Below are 20,862 nucleotides of genomic sequence, written 5' to 3'. Positions count from 1 at the left end.
GGCTGAGTTCCCTTTTGTTTTCCCTTGTATGGCGTGTGACATACGGTCAACGGCGAGGGTTCGAACCGATTCAGAGGGTTTGCGATGCAGGCGATCAAGGGTTATCACGCCCACGTTTATTACGATGTCGACACGATCAAACAGGCGCGGGCTCTGTGTGAGCAGGCAGCAGCGCTGTTTCCATTGAAGATGGGCCGCGTGCACGAACGTCCGGTCGGCCCGCACCCGGACTGGAGCTGCCAGTTGGCCTTCGGCCCGGAGCTGATCGGCGACGTGCTGCCGTGGCTGGCGCTCAATCGCAAAGGGTTGGTGGTGTTCCTCCACCCGGACACCGGCGATGACTTGCTCGATCACACCGAACACGCAATCTGGATGGGCGCGATGCGGCCGCTGGATCTGTCTGTTTTTTGATCAGATGGTTTCTTCGGCTTCGCCAGGCAAATGCTCGTCCAGGTGCAGCCATGGCAACTGGCTGTCGGTCCAGATGTGCCGCTCGGCGGCGGCCCGCTCCGGGTGATCCAGGGTGGCGACGGTCAGATCGATGCTCTCGGGACTGAGCAACGTTACCAGCGCCAGTTGTGCGCCGCAGTTCGGACAGAAGAACCGAGCGCAACTCGTCGAGGAGTCGTAGCGCGAAGGTTTCCCCGCCAGCCACTGGAAGTTCGCTGCTGGCAGCGTGATCCAGGTGGTGACGATGCCGCCGCTGACCTTTCGACAGATCGAACAATGACAGTGGGCGATGTCGTGCAACGCTCCGCTGAACTGATAGCGGATATGTCCGCAGTGACAGCCACCGCCGTGTAAATCAGCCATCGCCCTGTCCTCCGCTTCCAGTGTTCATTGACTTTAGCCCGCATCCGACGGCCGGTTGGCCGTTCGCCCAAAGCTTTCTTGCGCGAAAGGTAGCTGAAAGGTTCCCCGATTAGGATCGCCCCCACTGCCGGCAACAGACCGGTTGGCCAACGCGTGTGATTGCTCGCACGACAGGCCCAATTAACAACAACAATGGTGATTCTGATGTCCTCTGCAACCCGCCTCTTCGCTGCAACTCCGCCCGTACGTCTCGTGCTTCCCGTTCTGCGCTGATCCCGCCCGATCCGCTCACTTACCTAGCCGCGCTACGCCTGGAGTATTCCCATGCTGACTTTCCTTGGCTTCGCCATGGTCATCACGTTCATGTTCCTGATCATGACCAAGCGCCTGTCTGCGCTGATCGCTCTGATCATCATCCCGATCCTGTTCGCCCTGTTCGGTGGTTTCGCGCCGAAGATCGGCCCGATGATGCTCGAAGGTATTACCAAGCTTGCGCCGACCGGCGTGATGCTGATGTTCGCCATTCTGTATTTCGCCCTGATGATCGACTCCGGCCTGTTCGACCCGGCCGTGCGCAAGATCCTCAAACTGGTCAAGGGCGACCCGCTGAAAGTTTCGGTCGGCACCGCCGTACTGGCGCTCGTCGTTTCCCTCGATGGTGACGGCGCGACCACTTACATGATCTGCGTGGCCGCGATGCTGCCGCTGTACAGCCGCATTGGCATGAGCCCGCGAATCATGGCCGGTCTGATCATCCTCGCCGGTGGCGTGATGAACATGACCCCTTGGGGTGGCCCGACCGCCCGTGCGGCGAGCGCGCTGCACGTGGACCCGTCGGACATCTTCGTACCGATGATCCCGGCCATGGCTGCCGGTGTGGTGGCGATCCTGATCATTGCCTACTTCTACGGCAAACGTGAGCGTGCGCGTCTGGGTGAGCTGCACCTGATCGGCGACGAAATCGATCACAGCGAAATCAGCGTCTCGCAATTCCCGGATGCCCGTCGTCCGAAACTGATCTGGTTCAACGGCCTGCTGACTCTGGCTCTGATGTGCACCCTGATCGCCGGCCTGCTGCCGCTGCCGGTGCTGTTCATGGTGGCGTTCAGTATTGCCATGATCGTCAACTATCCGTGCCTGCAAATGCAGAAGGATCGTGTCGCGGCCCACGCCGGCAGCGTGCTGTCGGTGGTCAGTCTGATCTTCGCGGCGGGCATTTTCACCGGTATCCTGTCGGGCACCGGCATGGTCGATGCCATGTCGAAAAGCCTGCTGGCGGTGATCCCTGATTTCCTCGGCCCGTACCTGGCGGTGATCACGGCGCTGGTGAGCATGCCGTTCACGTTCTTCATGTCGAACGACGCGTTCTACTACGGTGTGTTGCCTGTGTTGTCCGAAGCGGCCAGCCATTACGGCATTACCGCAGTGGAAATGGCCCGTGCTTCGATCGTCGGCCAGCCGGTTCACCTGCTGAGCCCACTGGTGCCGTCGACGTACCTGCTGGTCGCACTGGCGGGGATCGAATTCGGCGATCATCAGCGTTTCACCCTGAAGTGGGCAGTGCTGGTCTGCCTGTGCATACTGGTCGCAGCCTTGCTGTTGGGGACTTTCCCGCTGTTCAGCACGTTGTAACGGCACCAAACTCACCCGGACGCCAGCTGATTGCTGGCGTCCTGGTTTAACACTCGCTCAAAGGAATACACATGGAATGGCTGACCAACCCTGAGATCTGGGTTGCCTTCTTCACCCTGACCGCCCTGGAAATCGTTCTGGGCATCGATAACATCATCATGATTTCGATCCTGGTCAGCCGCATGCCCAAACACATGCAGCAGCGCACCCGGATCTTCGGTCTTGGCCTGGCCATGATCACGCGAATCCTGTTGCTGCTGTCGATCACCTGGGTCATGCGCCTCACTGCCGACCTGTTCGAAGTGTTCGGCCAGGGCATTTCCGGCCGCGACCTGATCCTGTTCTTCGGTGGCCTGTTCCTGCTGTGGAAAAGCTCCCAGGAGATGTACCACGCACTGGAAGGTGAAGACGAAAGCGACGACGAGCCTTCGGGCAAGGGCGGCAACTTCCTCTACACCATCATCCAGATCGCGATCATCGACATCGTGTTCTCGCTGGACTCGGTGATCACCGCCGTCGGCATGGTGTCCCACGTACCGGTGATGGTCGCGGCGATCATCGTGGCGGTGCTGGTGATGATGGCGGCCTCGGGCAAGATCAGCGAATTCATCGACAAGCACCCGTCGCTGAAAATGCTCGCGCTGTCGTTCCTGCTGGTGGTTGGTACCGTGCTGATTGCCGAATCGTTCGATGTGCATGTACCGAAAGGCTACGTCTACTTCGCCATGGCGTTCTCGCTGGCGGTCGAAGCGATCAACATCAAGATGCGCACCGCCATCGCAAAAAAGAAGAAACAGCAGGATCCGGTAAAACTGCGCAAGGATATTCCGGGTCAGTAACCCGAATGCTGCACTGATGATCAAAGGGCCTTCGGGCCCTTTTTTCATGGCCGCATGAACCTGTTTTCATGACACTTTTGTTTCAATCCCCGCTTTAGCTGTGCAATGCTGGCGCCCAGACCGTTAGCCAACTACAGCTTAAGTATCAGAACGTAGAAATTGCGCGGTACCGTCAACTTGCCCCTCTGGGGCGCTGCTATTACAGGGGGTCTGCATGCTCACCCTGCTCAATTTGCTGTCTGCCGTGGCCCTGCTGATCTGGGGCACGCACATCGTCCGAACCGGCATCCTGCGGGTGTACGGCACCAATCTGCGCCACGTGATCGGCCAGAACATGTCCAGGCGCTGGCTGGCCTTTGTCGCCGGCATCGTCGTCACCGCGATGGTGCAGAGCAGCAACGCCACCGCCATGCTCGTGACGTCCTTTGTCGGTCAGGGCCTGATGGCGTTGACCCCGGCCCTGGCGACCATGCTCGGCGCCGACGTTGGTACGGCGCTTATGGCGCGGGTGCTGACGTTCGACCTGTCGTGGCTGTCGCCTCTGCTGATTTTTATCGGGGTGATTTTCTTTCTGTCGCGCAAACAGACGCGGCTCGGGCAGATGGGCCGTGTGTCGATCGGGCTGGGGCTGATCATTCTGGCGCTGCAACTGATCGTCGAGGCTGCCGCGCCGATCACCCATGCCCAAGGGGTGAAGGTGATTTTCGCGTCGTTGACCGGCGATATCCTGCTCGACGCCCTGGTCGGTGCGCTGTTCGCGATGATTTCCTATTCCAGCCTGGCGGCTGTGCTGCTGACCGCGACGCTCGCTGGCGCTGCGGTGATCAGCCTGCCGGTGGCGATCGGTCTGGTGATTGGCGCCAACATCGGCAGTGGTGTGCTGGCGTTCATGAGCACCAGCATGCAGAACGCCGCCGGCCGGCAGGTGGCGCTGGGCAGCCTGCTGTACAAACTGATCGGACTGCTGCTGATCATCCCGGTGCTCGACCCGCTGGTGCACTGGATCGACAGCCTGGATTTCAGCCCCCAGGAAATGGTCATCGGCTTCCATCTGCTCTACAACACCGCGCGTTGCCTGATCCTGCTGCCGAGCGTCGGGCCGATGGCGCGGTTGTGCGCCTGGCTGCTGCCGGAGCGGCCGGAGGTCAACGGCACCGCCAAGCCCCGTCACCTTGATCCCACCGCGCTGGTCACGCCGAGTCTGGCGCTGGCCAACGCCGCCCGGGAAACCCTGCGCATGGGCGACCTGATCGACAACATGCTCGACGCGACCCTCGACGTGCTGCGCGGCAAGCAGACCGCCGTCACCCAGGAAATGCGCAAGCTGACCGATGACGTCGAAGCGCTGTACAGCGCGATCAAGCTGTATCTGGCGCAGATGCCCCGCGAGGATCTCGGCGAACAGGACAGTCGGCGCTGGGCGGAAATTATCGAGCTGGCGATCAACCTTAAACTCGCCAGCGATCTGATCGAACGCATGCTGCGCAAAGTGCAGCAGCAGAAGACCTCGCAACGCCGGTCGTTTTCCGAAGACGGGCTGGAAGAGCTGGCCGGCCTGCACCAGCAATTAATTGCCAACCTGCGGCTGGGGCTGTCGGTGTTCCTCAGCGGCGACAAGGAAAGCGCCCGCCAGTTGCTGCGCGAGAAACGGCGCTTTCGCGCCCAGGAACGGCGCCTGGCCCACGCCCATGTCAGCCGATTGCAACGCAAGATCGTGCAGAGTATCGAGACCAGTTCGTTGCACCTGGAGTTGATTGCCGACATGAAACGCCTGAACTCGCTGTTCTGCAGCAGCGCCTATGTGGTGCTGGAAACTTCCGATACCGGCGCGCTGGCGGCGGACGATATGGCGGACATCACGCATTCGCCTTGAACGTCTGGGGTTGTGGTCAGTCAGTAACTCAAGGTTTGGCCTCGCGGCCGGACTGACGACACGGATCTCCAATTCAGCCGTATGGAAGCTCGTTATGCGTTGCCTGTTGTTCGCTTGTCTGCTGCTCGGTTCCCTGCCCGCCTTCGCCCTGGATCGTTTTCAGGTCGAAGGCTATGCGCTGCCCAACGGTCTGCAATTGCTGCTCAAGCCCGGCACCGAGCGTGGGCACGTGGCGATCCGGCTGGTGATCGGCGTCGGTCTCGACGATTTCGACTGCAATGAAAAGGAGCTGCCGCACCTGCTCGAACACTTGCTGTTCAGCGGCATCGACGCCACCGGCGAAGGTGGCCTCGAAGAGCGCATGCAGGCCCTCGGCGGTGACTGGAATGCCTTCACCAGCAACGCCGATACCACGTTCGTCATCGAAGCCCCGGCGAAAAACCAGCGCAAGGTCCTCGACCTGCTGCTGGCTCTGCTGACCCAGACCCGCTTCGACGACAACGCGATCAACGCCGCCAAGCGGGTGGTCGAGCGTGAGGACGGCGGCCATTACACCCGCCTGCAACGCTTCCTCGACCGGCAGGATCTGGGCCACACCGCGAGCAATCAACTGGCGGTCGAGCTGGGCCTGAAGTGCCCGCAGCGGGCCGAAGTCGATGGCCTGACCCGCGAGCAGCTGGATAAGGTGCGCAAGGCCTGGTACGCGCCGAACAATATGACCCTGATCGTCGTCGGTGACCTCGACAAACTGCTGCCGGCCTATCTGGAACGGGCGTGGGGCGCGCTGGAAGCGGTCGAGCCGAGCGAGCACCGTCCATTGCCGGACATCCGCGCCAGCGCCGCCCACGAACGCACGATAATGCGCGGCTTCATCGGCAACAGCGCCAAGCTGCACTGGCTGGTGCCGGAGCCGGTGCTGGACGATCAGTACGATGAAACCTTCGACCTGCTCAAGGAGTACCTGGAGTGGGCGCTGTACCGCCAATTGCGTTTGAACCACGGCTTGTCCTACGGGCCGTGGGCCGAGCGCGAAGTGTTCGGCGGTGTCGGCTTCATGAGCCTCAACGCCGACCTGGATCGCGGTGACATCGCCGAAGCCGAACAAGTGCTGGAAGACCTCAAGGCCGACCTGCTAAAAAACGGCCTCGACGCGGACACTTTCAATCGCTTGAAACAAGCCGCCATCGCCCATCAGGCCTGGGCCGTGCAAGGCACCAGTGCCCTGGCCGACTACTACTGGAGCGCGCTGGGCGACTACGAGGATGGCCGCTTTGCCGATCCTGCGCGGGAGCTGCAAGGCGTGACGCTGGAGGCGGCGAACAAGGCCATGCGCGAGTTGCTGCTGCAACCCGGCTATCTGCGGATCGAGAAGGCGCTGCTCAGTGATGATCAGGTGCTGTGGCTGCTGGCGGGCGGATTGGGCGTGCTGGTGCTGATTCTGCTGGGCTGGCGCCTGCATCGGCGCAAGCCCGTGGATCCAGACTGACCGGCAGCCTCGCCACGGGGCCCGGCGGGCGGTACTCTGTCGAGGTTTTTTTCCTATCCAGTCGTGAACCGCCCCCATGTCTAAATTGACCCTCCTGATCCAGCGCATTCTCGAACTGATGAAGCGCTACCCCGGGGTCATTGCGCTCGGCGGTTTCATTTCCGGGGTCGGCAGCTTCATTCTGGTCGACCGGCAACAGGGACTGGCGAGCTGGATCACCACGATCATGCTGCTGAGCTGGATCTGGCTGATGCTGGAAAACAGCCTGACCAGGCTGTTCACGCGGATCTTCAAACGGGAAATTCCTCAGCCGCTGCTGCGTTACGCGACGCAGATGATCCACCAGGAAAGCCTGTTTTTCGTCCTGCCGTTCTTCTTCATCACCACCACCTGGAACAGCGGCCAGCTGTTTTTCACCGGACTGCTGTGCATCGCGGCGCTGATCTCGATCATCGACCCGCTCTACTACAAGTGGCTGGCGCCACGGCGCTGGGCGTTCCTCGCGCTGCACACTCTGACCCTGTTCGCCGCCCTGCTTACGGCGCTGCCGGTGATCATGCACCTGACCACCTCGCAAAGCTTCAAATGGGCGCTGGGGATTGCGGTGGTGTTGTCGTTCCCGAGCCTGGCGTCGATCTTCCCGATCCGCACCGTGCGCAACGCGCTGGCGATTCTCAGCATCACTATCGGGATCGGCGGCGTGGGCTGGGTCCTGCGTTCATGGGTGCCGCCGGCGACGCTGTGGATGACTGACGTGGCGATCAGCACCCAGGTGCAGGACCGGGTTCCGGGCGCCAGCCTCAAGGAAGTCAGCGCCGAACAGATTCGTGGCGGCGGGCTCTACGCCTACACCGCGATCAACGCACCGCGCGGGCTCGATGAGCGGATTTATCACGTCTGGCAGTTCAACGGCAAAGAGGTCGACCGCATCGCCCTCGACATTCACGGCGGGCGCAAGGAAGGCTACCGGGCCTGGACCCACAAACAGAATTTCCCCGGCAACCCGGCGGGCAAGTGGCAGGTGCGGGTGTTGACCGAGGACGGACAGGTGATCGGCGTGCTGCGCTTCGAGGTCACGGACAGCACACCGACCAAAGAAAAGTAACCGGGTTCGTGCTATTACGTAGGTTCGTCTCAAAAGCCGAACAAGCACGGAGCTTATGACCAGCAGCCCAACGACCGGCAGTGCCCGCCTGGACACCTCGATCACCCCTGCCCGCCTGCGGGTGACCGGGGACTGGACGCTTGCCCATTACGCCGAGCTCAAGCAACTGAGCGAAACGCTCCACGGCCAGTACGACGCCAACACCCCCATCGATCTCAACGGCCTCGGCGCCCTCGACACCGCCGGCGCGTCGCTGCTGGTGGAACTGCTCGGCTCCGAGCGGCTGGGCAAGTCCGCCGAACACCCCGACTGCACGATTTCCAGCGCCGACCGCGCCTTGCTGCAAACCGTGTATCGCTCGCTGACCGATTTCTGCGTGCCGATCAAGGAGCCGGAAATCAGCGTCAGCGTGCAACTGCTGACGCGCATCGGTCGGGCCGTCGACACGGTCTGGCAAGACACCCTGCAATTGCTCGGCTTCGTCGGCCTGATCCTCGAAACCATCGCCCGCAGCCTGTTCCGGCCCAAGCGCTGGCGGATCACGCCGATGATCGCCCACATCGAACAGACCGGCCTCGACGCCGCTCCCATCGTGGCGTTGCTGACCTTTCTGGTGGGCGCGGTGGTGGCGTTCCTCGGGGCGACGGTGCTGGCCAGTTTCGGCGCCAGCGTGTTCACCGTGGATCTGGTCGGCTTCGCCTTCCTGCGCGAGTTCGGTGTGTTGCTCACAGCGATCCTGATGGCCGGCCGCACCGCCAGTGCCTTCACCGCGCAGATCGGTTCGATGAAGGCCAACGAGGAAATCGACGCGATTCGTACCCTCGGCCTCGATCCCATGGAATTGCTGGTGGTGCCGCGGGTGCTGGCGCTGCTGGTGGCCCTGCCGATGCTGACCTTTCTGGCGATGATCTGCGGGATCGTCGGCGGTGCGGTGGTCTGCGCGGTGTCGCTGGATATCTCGCCGGCGATGTTCCTGTCGCTGCTGCAAAGCGACATAGGGATTCAACATTTCCTGGTGGGCCTGGTCAAAGCCCCGATCTTTGCGTTCCTGATCGCCGCTATCGGCTGTCTGGAAGGCTTCAAGGTCAGCGGCAGCGCCGAATCGGTCGGCGCCCACACCACCTCCAGCGTGGTGCAATCGATTTTCGTGGTGATCGTGCTCGATGCGGTCGCCGCGTTGTTCTTCATGGAGATGGGTTGGTGAGTCGTCTACCCCGCGCGCCGTCCGAGGCGGTGATCGAAGTCCGTGGCCTGTGCAATCGCTTCGGCCGCCAGAGCGTGCACGAGAACCTTGACCTCGACTTGTACAAAGGCGAGATCCTGGCCGTGGTCGGCGGTTCCGGCAGCGGTAAATCGGTGCTGCTGCGCAGCATCGTCGGCCTGCGCCAGCCCAGCGAAGGCATGGTCAAGGTGTTCGGCCAGAACCTGCCGAGCCTGGCGGAGCATGAGCGTTCGCTGATCGAGCGGCGCTTCGGTGTGCTGTTCCAGAAGGGCGCGCTGTTCTCGTCGCTGACCGTCACCGAGAACGTCGCCCTGCCCCTCATCGAACACGCCGGGCTCAGCCGCGACGACGCCGAGCATCTGGCGGCAGTGAAGCTGGCGCTGGCCGGGCTGCCGCTGTCGGCGGCGGACAAGTACCCGGCCTCACTGTCCGGCGGGATGATCAAGCGCGCGGCACTGGCCCGGGCGTTGGCGCTGGACCCTGACATCCTGTTTCTCGACGAACCCACCGCCGGCCTCGATCCGATCGGCGCGGCGCAGTTCGACCAATTGATCCTGACCTTGCGCGACGCGCTGGGCCTGAGCGTGTTTCTGGTGACTCACGACCTCGACACGCTCTACACCATCACCGACCGCGTCGCGGTACTGGCGCAGAAGAAAGTGCTGGTGGCCGGTCCCATCGACGTGGTCTCGGAAACCGACGACGCGTGGATTCACGAATACTTCCACGGCCCTCGCGGCCGCTCGGCGCTGGACGCCGCCACACAGCTCAACGAGGTCTGACATGGAAACCCGAGCCCATCATGTATTGATCGGCCTGTTCACGGTGATTGTGGTGGCAGGCGCCCTGCTCTTCGGCCTGTGGCTGGCCAAGTCCAGTGTCGATACCGAGTTCAAGGATTACGAAGTCGTCTTCAACGAGGCGGTCAGCGGTCTGTCCCGGGGCAGCCCGGTGCAGTACAGCGGGATCAAGGTCGGCGATGTGGTCAGCCTGCGCCTCGACCCGAAGGATCCGCGTCGAGTGCTGGCACGGATTCGCCTGGCGGGTGATACGCCGGTCAAGGAAGACACTCAGGCCAAACTGGCCCTGGCCGGGATCACCGGTACCTCGATCATCCAGCTCAGCGGAGGCACGCCAGAGAGCCCGAAACTCAAGGGGCACGATGGGAATCTGCCAACCATCGTCGCCTCGCCCTCGCCGATCTCGCGGCTGCTCAATGACAGCACGGACCTGATGAGCGGGGTCACGACCTTGCTCAGTAATGCCAATCAGATGTTCTCTACCGACAACATTGAGCGCGTGAGCAAAACCCTTGAGCATCTGGAGCAGACCACCGGTTCGATCAACGATCAGCGCGGCGACCTGCGCCAGGCCATGCAGCAACTGGCGACAGTGGGTAAACAGGCCGGCAACATGCTCGAACAGACGTCTGCGCTGATGCGCAACGCCAACGGCTTGCTCAACGATCAGGGCAAACAGGCGCTGGGCAGTGCCGAACAGGCGATGAAATCCCTGGAGCAAAGCAGCGTCACCATCAACGGCCTGCTCAGCAAGAATCAGAATTCCCTCGACAGCGGCATGCAGGGCCTCAACGGCCTGGCACCGGCGATCCGCGAACTGCGTGAAACCCTGAACTCGCTGCGCGCCATTTCCCAACGCCTGGAGGCCAACCCCAGCGGTTACCTGCTGGGCAGTGACAAGAACAAGGAGTTCACGCCATGAAGCTGACTCGCCTCGCCCTCCTCGCCGGCTTCACGTTGATCGGCGCGTGCTCGATCCTGCCCAAGTCCGAACCGCTGGACGTCTACCGTTTGCCAGCCGCACAGGCGCCCGCCTCGGCCAGTTCGGCATCTACGCAGCACTGGTCGCTGCGCCTGAACAAACTGCAGGCCAGCGAAGCGCTGAACCGACCAAGCATCGCGGTGATTCCTCAGGGCGATGTGATCAGCAGCTACAAGGCCTCGCGCTGGAGCGATCCGGCGCCGGCGCTGGTGCGTAACCGCTTGCTCGATGGTTTTCAGCGCGATGGCCGGGTATCGCTGTTGAGCACCGACGACAGCAATTTCCAGGCGGATCTGGAACTGGGCGGCAGCCTGCAGGCGTTTCAGACCGAGTATCAGGGCACACAGGCCAGCGTGGTGGTGCGTGTCGATGCGTTGCTGGTGCGCGGTTACGACCAGCGGATTCTCGCCAGTCGTCGCTTTGAAGAGCGTCAGCCGCTCAGTGATGTGAAGGTTCCGGCGGTGGTGGCCGGGTTCGGGCAGGCCAGTGATCGTCTCACCGCGAAAGTCGTGGCGTGGGCGGTGGAGCAAGGGCAGAAGGTTGCCCCACCTGCCCGGCCTTGAGGCTTAACCGAAGAACCAGTAGCAGACGCCGATAGCGCCGAGCACGCCCGCGAGTTCGGCCAGCAGCGCACAACCGACGGCATGCCGGGCGCGCTGGATGCCCACCGCGCCGAAGTACACCGCCAATACGTAGAACGTGGTTTCGGTGCTGCCCTGGATCGTTGCGGCCACCAGCGCCGGGAAGCTGTCCACGCCCGAGGTCTTCATCGTCTCGATCAGCATCGCCCGGGCGGCGCTGCCGGAGAACGGTTTGACCATCGCCGTCGGCAGCGCATCGACGAAGCGCGTGTCCCACCCTGCCCACTCCACCAGATGACGGATGCCATCGAGGCCGAAGTCCAGCGCGCCCGATGCGCGCAATACACCGATCGCGCAGAGCATCGCCACCAGATACGGCAGCAGGTTCTTGGCAACGTCGAAACCTTCCTTCGCACCTTCGACGAACGCTTCGTAGACCTTCACTTTGCGCAAGGCGCCGATTACCAGGAACAGCATGATCAGGCCGAACAGCGTCAGGTTGCCGAGGATCGAGGAAAGCCCCGCCAGCGCAGTGGCCGACATTGTCGCGAGCAACGCCATAAAGCCGCCGAGGATCAGCGCGCCGGGAATCAGGTAGGCCAGCACCACCGGGTCCCACACGCGCAGGCGCTGCATGAACGCCACCGACAGGAAGCCGACGATGGTCGAGCAACTGGTGGCCAGCAGGATCGGCAGGAACACCAGCGTCGGGTCCGGCGCGCCTTGCTGGGCGCGGTACATGAAGATCGTCACCGGCAACAGAGTCAGGGACGAAGCGTTGAGCACGAGGAACAGGATTTGCGCGTTGCTGGCGATGGTCGAGCTGGGGTTGAGCTCTTGCAGCGCCTTCATGGCTTTGAGGCCGATCGGCGTGGCGGCGTTGTCCAGGCCCAGGCCGTTGGCGGCGAAATTCAGGGTGATCAGGCCCAGCGCGGGATGCCCGGCCGGAACCTCCGGCATCAGCCGCAGGAACAGTGGCCCGAGCACTTTGGCCAGCCATTCAACGATGCCGGCCTTTTCGGCAATGCGCAGGAAACCCAGCCACAGGGTCAGCGTGCCGAACAGCAGCACCATGACTTCGACCGACAGCTTGGCCATGGCAAAAATGCTTTCCACCATCGCCGCGAAGATCCCGGCGTTGCCGCCGATCAGCCATTGCCCCAGCGCCGAAACGGCTGCGACGACGAAGAAGCCAAGCCACAGGCCATTAAGCATCAGTCAAATCTCCCGGAAGATGCGGCGAATGATAGCGGGGCTGCCAGAAACGACAAACCCCGGATTTCTCCGGGGTTTGTCAGGGCTGCACAGAGGCGGCGATCAGTTCTTGGAAATCTCGCCGGCCGGCAGTTTTTCCTTGCTGCGCCAGTGCGGCAGCGAGTTCCAGTAGCGCTGGCCCTTGGCGTCGTCGTACATGCCTTCCCAACGGGCGATGACCAGTACGGCGAGGGCGTTGCCGATCACGTTCAGGGCGGTACGTGCCATGTCCATGATGCGGTCGACACCGGCGATGAAGGCCAGGCCTTCAAGCGGAATACCGACGCTGCCCAGAGTAGCCAGCAGTACCACGAAGGACACGCCCGGTACGCCGGCGATGCCTTTGGAGGTGACCATCAGGGTCAGGACCAACAGCAGTTGCTGGCTGATCGACAGGTCGATGCCATACAGCTGAGCAATGAAGATCGCCGCGATGGACTGGTACAGGGTCGAGCCGTCGAGGTTGAACGAGTAGCCGGTCGGTACTACGAAGCTGCAGATGGCTTTCGGTGCGCCGTAGGCTTCCATCTTCTCGATCACACGTGGCAGCACGGTTTCCGAAGACGCGGTGGAGTAAGCCAGCACCAGCTCATCCTTGAAGATACGCATCAGCTTGATCACCGAGAAGCCGAACATCTTGGCGATCAGGCCCAGAATCACGAAGGCGAAGAAGGCGATGGCGACGTAAACCAGGATCACCAGTTTGGCCAGCGGCAGCAGCGAGGCGAAACCGAAGTTGGCCACGGTCACCGCGATCAGGGCGAATACGCCGATCGGGGCGTAGTTCATGATCATGTGGGTGACTTTGAACATGCTTTCCGAGACGCCCTGGAACATCTTCACCAGCGGCTCGCGCAGGTCCGACTGCAGGCTCGACAGACCGAGACCGAACAGTACGGAGAAGAAGATGATCGGCAGCATTTCGCCGCGTGCCATGGCCGCGAAGATGTTCGACGGGATCAGGTTGAGGATGGTCTCGATGAACGCGTGTTCATGCTGCACTTCGGCGGCGGTCGCCTGGTACTTGGAGATGTCCACAGTGCCCAGGGTGCTCATGTCGATGCCGGCACCCGGGTGGAACAGGTTGGCCAGCAGCAGGCCGACAACGATGGCGATGGTGGTGACGATTTCGAAGTAGATGATGGTCTTCAGGCCGATGCGCCCGAGCTTCTTGGCGTCGCCCACGCCGGCAATGCCGACGATCAGGGAAGAGATAACGATCGGGATCACGATCATCTTGATCAGACGGATAAAGATATCGCCTGCCGGTTGCAGGACATTGCTGATCCACCAGGCCTTTTCGGCACTGAAGTGGTTGAGCAACGCACCGATTGCAATTCCCAATACCAGACCGATGAGGATCTGCCAGGCGAGGCTAAGCTTTGCCTTCTTCATTATCTTTACCCTTACTTGCGTTTGACTCAGGCACATGCAGGAACTGGAACGCTCATCAGCGGAAAAGTCTGTGCATCTGCCTCCGTATAAGGTGCCCCGAAGCGCGTGTTTACGGCTCTCCGGCAGGCGAAAAAAGGCGCAACTATTCCGATGCAAGGTTGCGCCGTCTAATGCCGTAAACGCCTACCCTATGCCGAATCGGCATGAGCTTTTTTAAATGAAACTGGCGTCCCAACCGGTTCGAATACGACATTTCGGCAGGCATAAGTGCCGTGAACCGGCCATTACAGCCTAGGTTGGTTGTTTTTTGAACGAGTGATTTCGACGAAAAATTTAGGAAAAAGCCTACGTTCGGAAACTAAATGTCCGACTTGGTGGATCGACTCTTTCTCGATATACGGTCGCCAGGAAACACCGCGAAATGCTTTCGCACGCAGTGTGGGCGATAAAAATGAAGAGCAGAACGCTCTGGATCAACGTTTTGTCACGTTGAAAGCTCAGCGCAAGTCCGTCAAACCGCTTCGGTTGGCGAACTTGCGTCGCAGCTTTTACCCTGACCCGGCCCTCATCGCAGGCACTCCCTGTACCCGTAGGTCACTCCGACCCTGCAACAGTCAGAACATCCCGGCCCCCTGGTCATGCACCGGCCTTCCTCGGGCCGACACAATGGAGGACAGCCTTTCGGCTGCCCTCGTGTTCAATACCAGTTCGGATCTTTCTTCAGCGTTTCCATCAGAAGATCCTGCATGCCCTGATCGGGTTTGCCGAGGAAGCGGTAAGTGGCATGTCGCGTGGGCGACTTGTCTGCCGGCAGCCCTTCAGGCACATCCACAAGCATGGCGTAAGCATCTTTCTTGTCGAAACTGAACGCGACGATCAAGCGATGGTTCATGCACTTGTCTGCGGATTCGCAGAGCGGGCCGACCAGATACTTGTCGCCATCCTCGGTCACGGCATTCATCTGCTGGTCAGGCGTGCCGGACAGGTTCATCACCCATTCCGGCAGGCGTTCTTCCTTCTTCACCACGCCTTCCCAGGTTTCCCTGTATTGCGGGTCTGAACTCAACAGTTCGTTGACCCGCGTCTGGCCGTCATTGGCCGCCATCGCCAAGGCACTACCGCCCAGAAGCAGGGCGGCTGCCAATGTCTTTAAACCCTTCATGTTCAACCTCGACCGCGACGGCCAAAGAAGAAGGAAGCGATGAACATCACCAGGAACACGACAAAGAGAATCTTGGCGATACCCGTGGCGGTGCCCGCGATACCACCGAAGCCCAGTACTGCGGCGATGATGGCAATGATCAGGAATGTGATTGCCCAGCTCAACATGGTGATTCTCCTTGCTTCTATTTAGGGATGTTGCCGGTCTCGGCGCAGCGGCGCCCAGATTCGTTGATCAGAAAACCCAGCGTTCTTCACGGGGCATGTCGCCCAGTGGCTGTGGCTGGTCGACGTCCATCATGCGCATCGCGCCGTTGTCGGCCTGGCTGCTGCTGACGGCGCTGAAGTGCGTCTGCGTCGCGTGTTGCGTCGAGATCAAAGGCTCAGGTTGCTGACTGTGCTCCCAGCGCAGGTATTGCTGGCAGGCGATCAAAGTGATCAGCAGCGCAAGTGCGCCAAACAGGGCCTGCTGCAAGTGCAGTGGCGAGATACGCATTTGGGCGGCACGTGGGCGAGTCATCCTGGGTTCCTCACTCTTGTTCGATTGGGGCAGTGCATATCTGCCCGGGCTGAAAGAGGTATTGCAGCCTGCGTGCCAGCTTTTTTGTTTGAAAAAAACCAATAAAATCAGCAAGTTACAAACGGTATGGAAATTCATGACGACGCATCCTGCACGATGGCCCGCGCAGGGTCGTGCGTAATGCACGATTATTTCGTAGGAGAAATCATTATTTTTGAATTGAGGACAGGGTACGGATGTCAGAAAAGTAGGCAGGAAACCGACCTGAAACTGTGCGATGTTTAAAAAACCAATGAAATCAGTGGATTAGCCGTTATGGCAGGAGAGAGCTACCCTGCTATGACTGGAATCGATCAGAATCAACCATGCAACTTGCCCGATTTTTCCGGGACTAACCCAAGACATTCACTTATGGAGCGTAGGAAAAATGGAATCAGCCACTGAGCACCAAGGCCGCATTCTGCTGGTGGACGATGAATCCGCCATCCTGCGAACCTTTCGTTATTGCCTCGAAGACGAAGGTTATACCGTCGCCACCGCCAACAGCGCGGCTCAGGCTGACGCGCTGCTGCAACGCCAGGTGTTCGACCTGTGCTTCCTTGATTTGCGCCTGGGTGAAGACAACGGCCTGGATGTATTGGCGCAGATGCGCATTCAGGCGCCGTGGATGCGGGTGGTCATCGTTACCGCCCATTCGGCCGTCGATACCGCGGTAGACGCGATTCAGGCCGGCGCTGCCGATTATCTGGTCAAACCGTGCAGCCCGGATCAATTGCGCCTGGCGACCGCCAAGCAGCTTGAAGTGCGCCAGCTGTCGGCGCGTCTGGAAGCCCTCGAAGGCGAGATCCGCAAACCCAAGGACGGCCTCGATTCCCACAGCCCGGCGATGAAAGTCGTACTGGAAACAGCGCGGCAAGTGGCGGGCACCGACGCCAACATCCTGATCCTCGGCGAGTCCGGCACCGGTAAAGGTGAACTGGCCCGAGCCATTCACGGCTGGAGCAAGCGCGAGAAGAAATCCTGCGTCACCATCAATTGCCCGTCGCTGACGGCCGAACTGATGGAAAGCGAACTGTTCGGTCACAGTCGTGGCGCATTCACCGGGGCCAGCGAAAGCACCCTGGGTCGCGTCAATCAAGCCGATGGAGGTACGCTGTTTCTTGACGAAATCGGCGATTTTCCCCTGACATTGCAACCCAAGTTGCTGCGTTTCATTCAGGACAAGGAATATGAGCGGGTAGGGGATCCGGTCACCCGCCGCGCCGATGTGCGCATCCTTGCCGCCACCAACCTCAACCTTGAGGACATGGTGCGCGACGGACGTTTCCGCGAAGACCTGCTCTATCGCCTGAACGTCATCACCCTGCATCTGCCGCCGCTGCGTGAGCGGGCCGAAGACATCCTGACCCTGGCCGACCGTTTCCTCGCCCGTTTCGTGAAGGAGTATGCGCGTCCGGCCCGGGGCTTCAGCGACGAGGCTCGCGAAGCACTGCTGGGCTACCGTTGGCCCGGCAACATCCGTGAGCTGCGCAACGTGGTCGAGCGGGCGAGCATCATTTGCCCGCAGGAGCGCGTGGAAATCAGCCACCTCGGCATGGCCGAGCAACCGGCCAACAACGCGCCACGGGTCGGCGCCGCGCTGAGTCTCGACGAACTGGAGAAGGCCCACATCGGCGCAGTACTGGCGACCGCCGGGACCCTCGATCAGGCTGCCAAGACTCTGGGGATCGACGCCTCGACCCTGTATCGCAAGCGCAAGCAGTACAACCTGTGAGCATCCGCCGATGAAACTGGCGATGAAGTTGCGGACTCGCTTGTTCCTGAGCATTTCCGCGCTGATCACCGTGGCCTTGCTCGGGCTGATGCTCGGGCTGGTCAGTGTGATGCAGATGGCCGGCACTCAGGAGGCGCTGATCCGCAACAACTTTGTCACCCTGGATCTGGGGCTCAAGCTGCGCCAGACACTCGGCGATCAACTGATCATGATGCTCGCCGAAAAGCCCGATCCCGTGGCGTTCGAAGCGTCCAAGCAGCATTACTTCCAGTTGCTCGATGAAGGCATCGCTCAGGAACAGAAAGACGATGACCGTCAGTATGGTTTCAGTCAGGCCAAAGCCGATTACCTGAGCTTTCTCGAGGCGTTCGACATCACTCGAGACCCGGCCGCCGCCCTGAGTGGTGCGGGTGATTTGCGTGAACGGTTCAACACCCTGCGCAACGGGTTGATCACCGAACACAAACACGCGCTGAACAACATCAATTCGGTCCAGCACGCCGCTCGCGACCGCGCGTTGCTGATCGCCGGCCTGTTGGGACTGGTGGGGCTGGCAGTGCTGATCATTGGCTTCGTTACCGCCCAGGGCATTGCCCGGCGTTTTGGTGCGCCGATCGAAGCGCTGGCCAAAGCGGCGGACAATATCGGCCAAGGCAATTTCGAGGTGACCCTGCCGGTGTCCTCGGCGATGGAGATCAACCTCCTGACCCGGCGCTTCGGGCTCATGGCCGAAGCCCTGCGCGAACATCAGGCGACCAACGTCGACGAATTGCTTGCCGGCCAGCAGCGTCTGCAAGCGGTACTCGACAGCATCGATGACGGCTTGTTGATGATCGACCGTCAGGGTCGACTGGAACACTTGAACCCGGTGGCCCAGCGGCAACTGGGCTGGGACAGCGATCGTTTCGGCGAGGGCCTCGGCACCGCGCTTCAGCGACCCGAGCTGGATGCACAACTGCAATTGGTACTGCGCGGCGGCACCCTTGAACGGGCACCGGAAGATTTGAGCATCGAGGTTGATGGCGAATCGCGCCTGCTGACCTACAGCCTGACGCCCGTCAGTCATACCCAGGGACATATCCTCGGTGCTGTGATGGTCTTGCATGACGTCACCGAGCAACGCGCCTTCGAACGGGTACGCAGCGAGTTTGTCCTGCGTGCGTCTCACGAACTGCGTACACCGGTCACGGGCATGCACATGGCGTTCGGACTGTTCCGCGAGCGGGCCAAGTTTCCTGAGGAGTCTCGGGAGTCCGACCTGCTCGACACGGTTAATGAGGAAATGCAGCGCCTGATGCAGCTGATCAACGATCTGCTGAACTTCTCGCGCTATCAGAGTGGTTTGCAAAAACTCACGTTGGCGCCTTGCTCCATCGAGGAACTGCTGGAGCGGGCGCGTTTGCGTTTCGCCGATTCAGCAGCGCAGAAGGGCGTTGCCCTGAATGTCGAAGCGCAGGGCCCGCTGCCACGCTTGCAGGCGGATCAGGCGCAGCTCGATCGTGTCCTCGACAACCTGATCGACAACGCCCTGCGCCACACCGCGCGCGGCGGGCTGATCCGTTTGCAGGCCCGGCGGCACGGCGAACGGGTGATCATCAGCGTCGAAGACAACGGCGAAGGGATTGCCTACGGTCAGCAAGGGCGGATTTTCGAACCCTTCGTCCAGGTCGGCAGGAAAAAGGGCGGGGCCGGGCTCGGCCTGGCGCTGTGCAAGGAGATCGTCCAGCTGCACGGTGGGCGGATGGGCGTTTACTCGCGGCCGGGGCAGGGTACGCAGTTCTACATGGCGCTGGCGGTCTAGGCCTCGTCGTCGAGCCGGCGTCCGGCGAGCCGCCGTCCACGGGTGATCAGTTCGATGAATTGCACGGCGCTCAGGGCATGAGCGAACAGCCAGCCTTGACCGAACTTCACCCCTTCGCTGCTCAGTAGCGCCGCTTGTGACTCGAATTCGATCCCTTCGGCAATCACCTTGAGATCCAGCGCCTGAGCCATGTGAATGATGTGCGGCGCGACACCGCTGCTGGCGGCGTCATGGCCGAGTGCGTCGATGAATGCCTTGTCGATCTTCAGGCAGTCCACCGGCAAGGTTTGCAGGTACGCCAGGCTGCAATAACCGGTGCCGAAATCGTCGATCAGCACCTGGTGTCCGACATCACGCAGCGCCTGCAGATTCTCCCGGGCCACTACCACATCGATCAGGCCGCGTTCAGTCACCTCGAAAGCAATTTGCCGCGCGGCAACCCGGTGCAGGCTCAACAGCCGCGCCATGACCTGGCCGATGCGCGGCACCATCACGTCGCAGGCAGCCAGGTTCACCGAGATGTAGAGCTGCGGATTGGCACGCAGCAACTGGCCGAGCTGCTCGAGCAAGCGTTGCAGGACGAAGTCGGTCATCTGGCGAATCTGCCCGGTGTTCTCGGCCATCGGGATGAACAGGTCGGGGCTGGTCAGCGTGCCGTCCGGCCGACGCCAGCGCAGCAAGGCTTCGGCGCCGACGCAGTTGCGACTGTCGAGATCGAAGATCGGTTGATAAAGCACCTGCAACTCGCCCCGGCGGATTGCGCCGTGCAGCTCGGCATCCAGCGATTGGCGCTGGCGGACGATCCAGAACACCAGAACTCCGACAAACGCCCCAAGCACCAGGCAGAACGGCACCATCCACCACCAGAGCTCCGGAATGTGCATGCCCGTGCGCGGGCTGATGAGCACCAGTTGGTATTCCGGGTTGTCGGTGGGCATGCGATAGATCAGGTGCGACTGGGTAACTTGCAGCGCATTCGGGGTTTTCGGCGGCCAGGGCTCGGTGGGTGGCCAGGCCTGTGGCACGCCAAGTACCGGAATCGCTCGGGTTCCATGATCAAGCACCACCAGCAGACTGCTGCCGGGCGACAGATCAACCATGTCGGTCAGATGCCCGCGTGAAGTGGCCACGCGAAAGTTGCCGCGCCCGAGCATCAACGCTGCGCGGTTTTCATCGGGTTCGGTGGTGGTGTTCAGCCAGTAGCTGTAGGTCGGGCCTTTGATGTCCGGCGGGCGAATGACCGACAGGCCTTCCTGGCGTGGACGGTTGGAGCAGATCCGCGTGGCGTCCATGTAAGCGGCTTCGTAGACGAAGCGATAGTTGAACGTCACTTGCTGCAACGTTGCGATCATTTCGTCGTCGCAGCTGCGCAGGGGCTGGGCTTCGAGGTCGTCGAGGCTTTCGCGCAGTTGGCCGAACAGTTGCTCAAGGCGCGCCAGGAACCGCTCGCCCTGAGCGTTCATTTCCTGGCTTTCGCTTTGTTCGACCTGGCGCATGGCCACGAACAGCCCACCGGTGATCAGCAGGCTCGCACTGAGGACAGCCGCGATCATCGCCAGAAACCAGGGGCGATAAAACCAGCTACGCAGCGTCTCTCGGGTAGCAACCATCATGGATATCCGAA

Annotated in this window: 19 protein-coding genes; 12 read left to right on the top strand and 7 right to left on the bottom strand. The window is 61.3% G+C overall.

Annotated features, from left to right (window positions below):
- Positions 1–84 precede the first annotated feature (84 nt).
- Complete coding sequence (locus tag QLG12_RS21600) at positions 85–411, top strand: DOPA 4,5-dioxygenase family protein (RefSeq protein WP_197868986.1); 327 nt, start codon at positions 85–87, stop codon at positions 409–411.
- Here QLG12_RS21600 and QLG12_RS21595 read toward each other — a convergent pair whose 3' ends face one another.
- Positions 412–813: a GFA family protein gene (locus QLG12_RS21595; protein WP_282475201.1), complete on the bottom strand. Its 402-nt coding sequence runs from the start codon at positions 811–813 to the stop codon at positions 412–414.
- A 324-nt stretch (positions 814–1,137) separates the two neighbouring features.
- On the opposite strand from QLG12_RS21595, the gene QLG12_RS21590 reads away from it, so the two are divergent.
- The 9 genes from QLG12_RS21590 (at position 1,138) to QLG12_RS21550 (ending at position 11,315) form a co-directional block, all read left to right on the top strand.
- The gene (locus tag QLG12_RS21590; protein WP_007954069.1) at positions 1,138–2,445 is read left to right on the top strand and encodes a CitMHS family transporter; all 1,308 of its coding nucleotides are present in this window, start codon (positions 1,138–1,140) and stop codon (positions 2,443–2,445) included.
- 71 nt (positions 2,446–2,516) lie between these two features.
- Positions 2,517–3,284, top strand: a complete 768-nt coding sequence (locus QLG12_RS21585; RefSeq protein WP_197868988.1) for a TerC family protein — start codon at positions 2,517–2,519, stop codon at positions 3,282–3,284.
- Between the two features lie 214 nt (positions 3,285–3,498).
- Entirely contained in the window at positions 3,499–5,157 is a 1,659-nt protein-coding gene (locus QLG12_RS21580; protein ID WP_011331761.1) for a Na/Pi cotransporter family protein, read from the top strand.
- Between the two features lie 94 nt (positions 5,158–5,251).
- On the top strand, positions 5,252–6,643 hold the full coding sequence (locus QLG12_RS21575; RefSeq protein ID WP_236192520.1) for an insulinase family protein: 1,392 nt from the start codon (positions 5,252–5,254) through the stop codon (positions 6,641–6,643).
- A 76-nt stretch (positions 6,644–6,719) separates the two neighbouring features.
- A complete protein-coding gene (locus QLG12_RS21570; RefSeq protein WP_197868991.1) occupies positions 6,720–7,748 on the top strand; it encodes a DUF5924 family protein in 1,029 nt (342 codons plus the stop codon).
- 55 nt (positions 7,749–7,803) lie between these two features.
- Entirely contained in the window at positions 7,804–8,952 is a 1,149-nt protein-coding gene (locus QLG12_RS21565) for an ABC transporter permease (protein ID WP_064379597.1), read from the top strand.
- Positions 8,949–9,752, top strand: a complete 804-nt coding sequence (locus tag QLG12_RS21560) for an ATP-binding cassette domain-containing protein (RefSeq protein ID WP_197868992.1) — start codon at positions 8,949–8,951, stop codon at positions 9,750–9,752. Before QLG12_RS21565 ends, QLG12_RS21560 begins: the two co-directional genes overlap by 4 nt.
- A 1-nt stretch (position 9,753) precedes the next feature.
- Positions 9,754–10,692: an MlaD family protein gene (locus QLG12_RS21555; protein ID WP_197868993.1), complete on the top strand. Its 939-nt coding sequence runs from the start codon at positions 9,754–9,756 to the stop codon at positions 10,690–10,692.
- Positions 10,689–11,315 (top strand): ABC-type transport auxiliary lipoprotein family protein, encoded by a 627-nt coding sequence (locus QLG12_RS21550; RefSeq protein ID WP_282475200.1) that lies wholly within the window; start codon positions 10,689–10,691, stop codon positions 11,313–11,315. The genes QLG12_RS21555 and QLG12_RS21550 overlap by 4 nt, the downstream gene beginning before the upstream one ends.
- Positions 11,316–11,318: 3 nt before the next feature.
- On the opposite strand, the gene QLG12_RS21545 is transcribed toward QLG12_RS21550, so the two are convergent.
- From QLG12_RS21545 to QLG12_RS21525, 5 genes are all read right to left on the bottom strand, one after another.
- Positions 11,319–12,548 (bottom strand): spore maturation protein, encoded by a 1,230-nt coding sequence (locus QLG12_RS21545; protein ID WP_011331768.1) that lies wholly within the window; start codon positions 12,546–12,548, stop codon positions 11,319–11,321.
- A 102-nt stretch (positions 12,549–12,650) separates the two neighbouring features.
- Positions 12,651–13,982 carry a glutamate/aspartate:proton symporter GltP gene (gene gltP, locus QLG12_RS21540; RefSeq protein ID WP_197868995.1) on the bottom strand — a complete coding sequence of 444 codons (1,332 nt, stop codon included), beginning with the start codon at positions 13,980–13,982 and terminating at the stop codon, positions 12,651–12,653.
- Between the two features lie 697 nt (positions 13,983–14,679).
- Positions 14,680–15,144 carry an inhibitor of vertebrate lysozyme family protein gene (locus QLG12_RS21535; RefSeq protein WP_197868996.1) on the bottom strand — a complete coding sequence of 155 codons (465 nt, stop codon included), beginning with the start codon at positions 15,142–15,144 and terminating at the stop codon, positions 14,680–14,682.
- A 2-nt stretch (positions 15,145–15,146) separates the two neighbouring features.
- A complete protein-coding gene (locus QLG12_RS21530) occupies positions 15,147–15,311 on the bottom strand; it encodes a DUF1328 domain-containing protein (RefSeq protein WP_003177151.1) in 165 nt (54 codons plus the stop codon).
- A gap of 67 nt (positions 15,312–15,378) precedes the next feature.
- A complete protein-coding gene (locus QLG12_RS21525) occupies positions 15,379–15,663 on the bottom strand; it encodes a hypothetical protein (protein ID WP_282475199.1) in 285 nt (94 codons plus the stop codon).
- Positions 15,664–16,090: 427 nt separating this feature from the next.
- Between QLG12_RS21525 and algB the strand changes: the two genes are divergently transcribed.
- On the top strand, positions 16,091–17,437 hold the full coding sequence (gene algB, locus QLG12_RS21520; RefSeq protein WP_007954049.1) for a sigma-54-dependent response regulator transcription factor AlgB: 1,347 nt from the start codon (positions 16,091–16,093) through the stop codon (positions 17,435–17,437).
- Positions 17,438–17,447: 10 nt separating this feature from the next.
- Positions 17,448–19,238 (top strand): KinB sensor domain-containing domain, encoded by a 1,791-nt coding sequence (locus tag QLG12_RS21515; protein WP_197868997.1) that lies wholly within the window; start codon positions 17,448–17,450, stop codon positions 19,236–19,238.
- On the opposite strand, the gene QLG12_RS21510 is transcribed toward QLG12_RS21515, so the two are convergent.
- Positions 19,235–20,851: an EAL domain-containing protein gene (locus QLG12_RS21510; protein ID WP_197868998.1), complete on the bottom strand. Its 1,617-nt coding sequence runs from the start codon at positions 20,849–20,851 to the stop codon at positions 19,235–19,237. The two genes, QLG12_RS21515 and QLG12_RS21510, sit on opposite strands and share 4 nt — an antisense overlap.
- Positions 20,852–20,862 lie beyond the last annotated feature (11 nt).

This window comes from Pseudomonas sp. V88_4 (assembly GCF_029967985.1).
Lineage (GTDB): Bacteria > Pseudomonadota > Gammaproteobacteria > Pseudomonadales > Pseudomonadaceae > Aquipseudomonas > Aquipseudomonas glycinae.
Note: the sequence above shows the minus strand (reverse complement) of the source record. Positions and strands in the feature narration are given on the sequence as shown.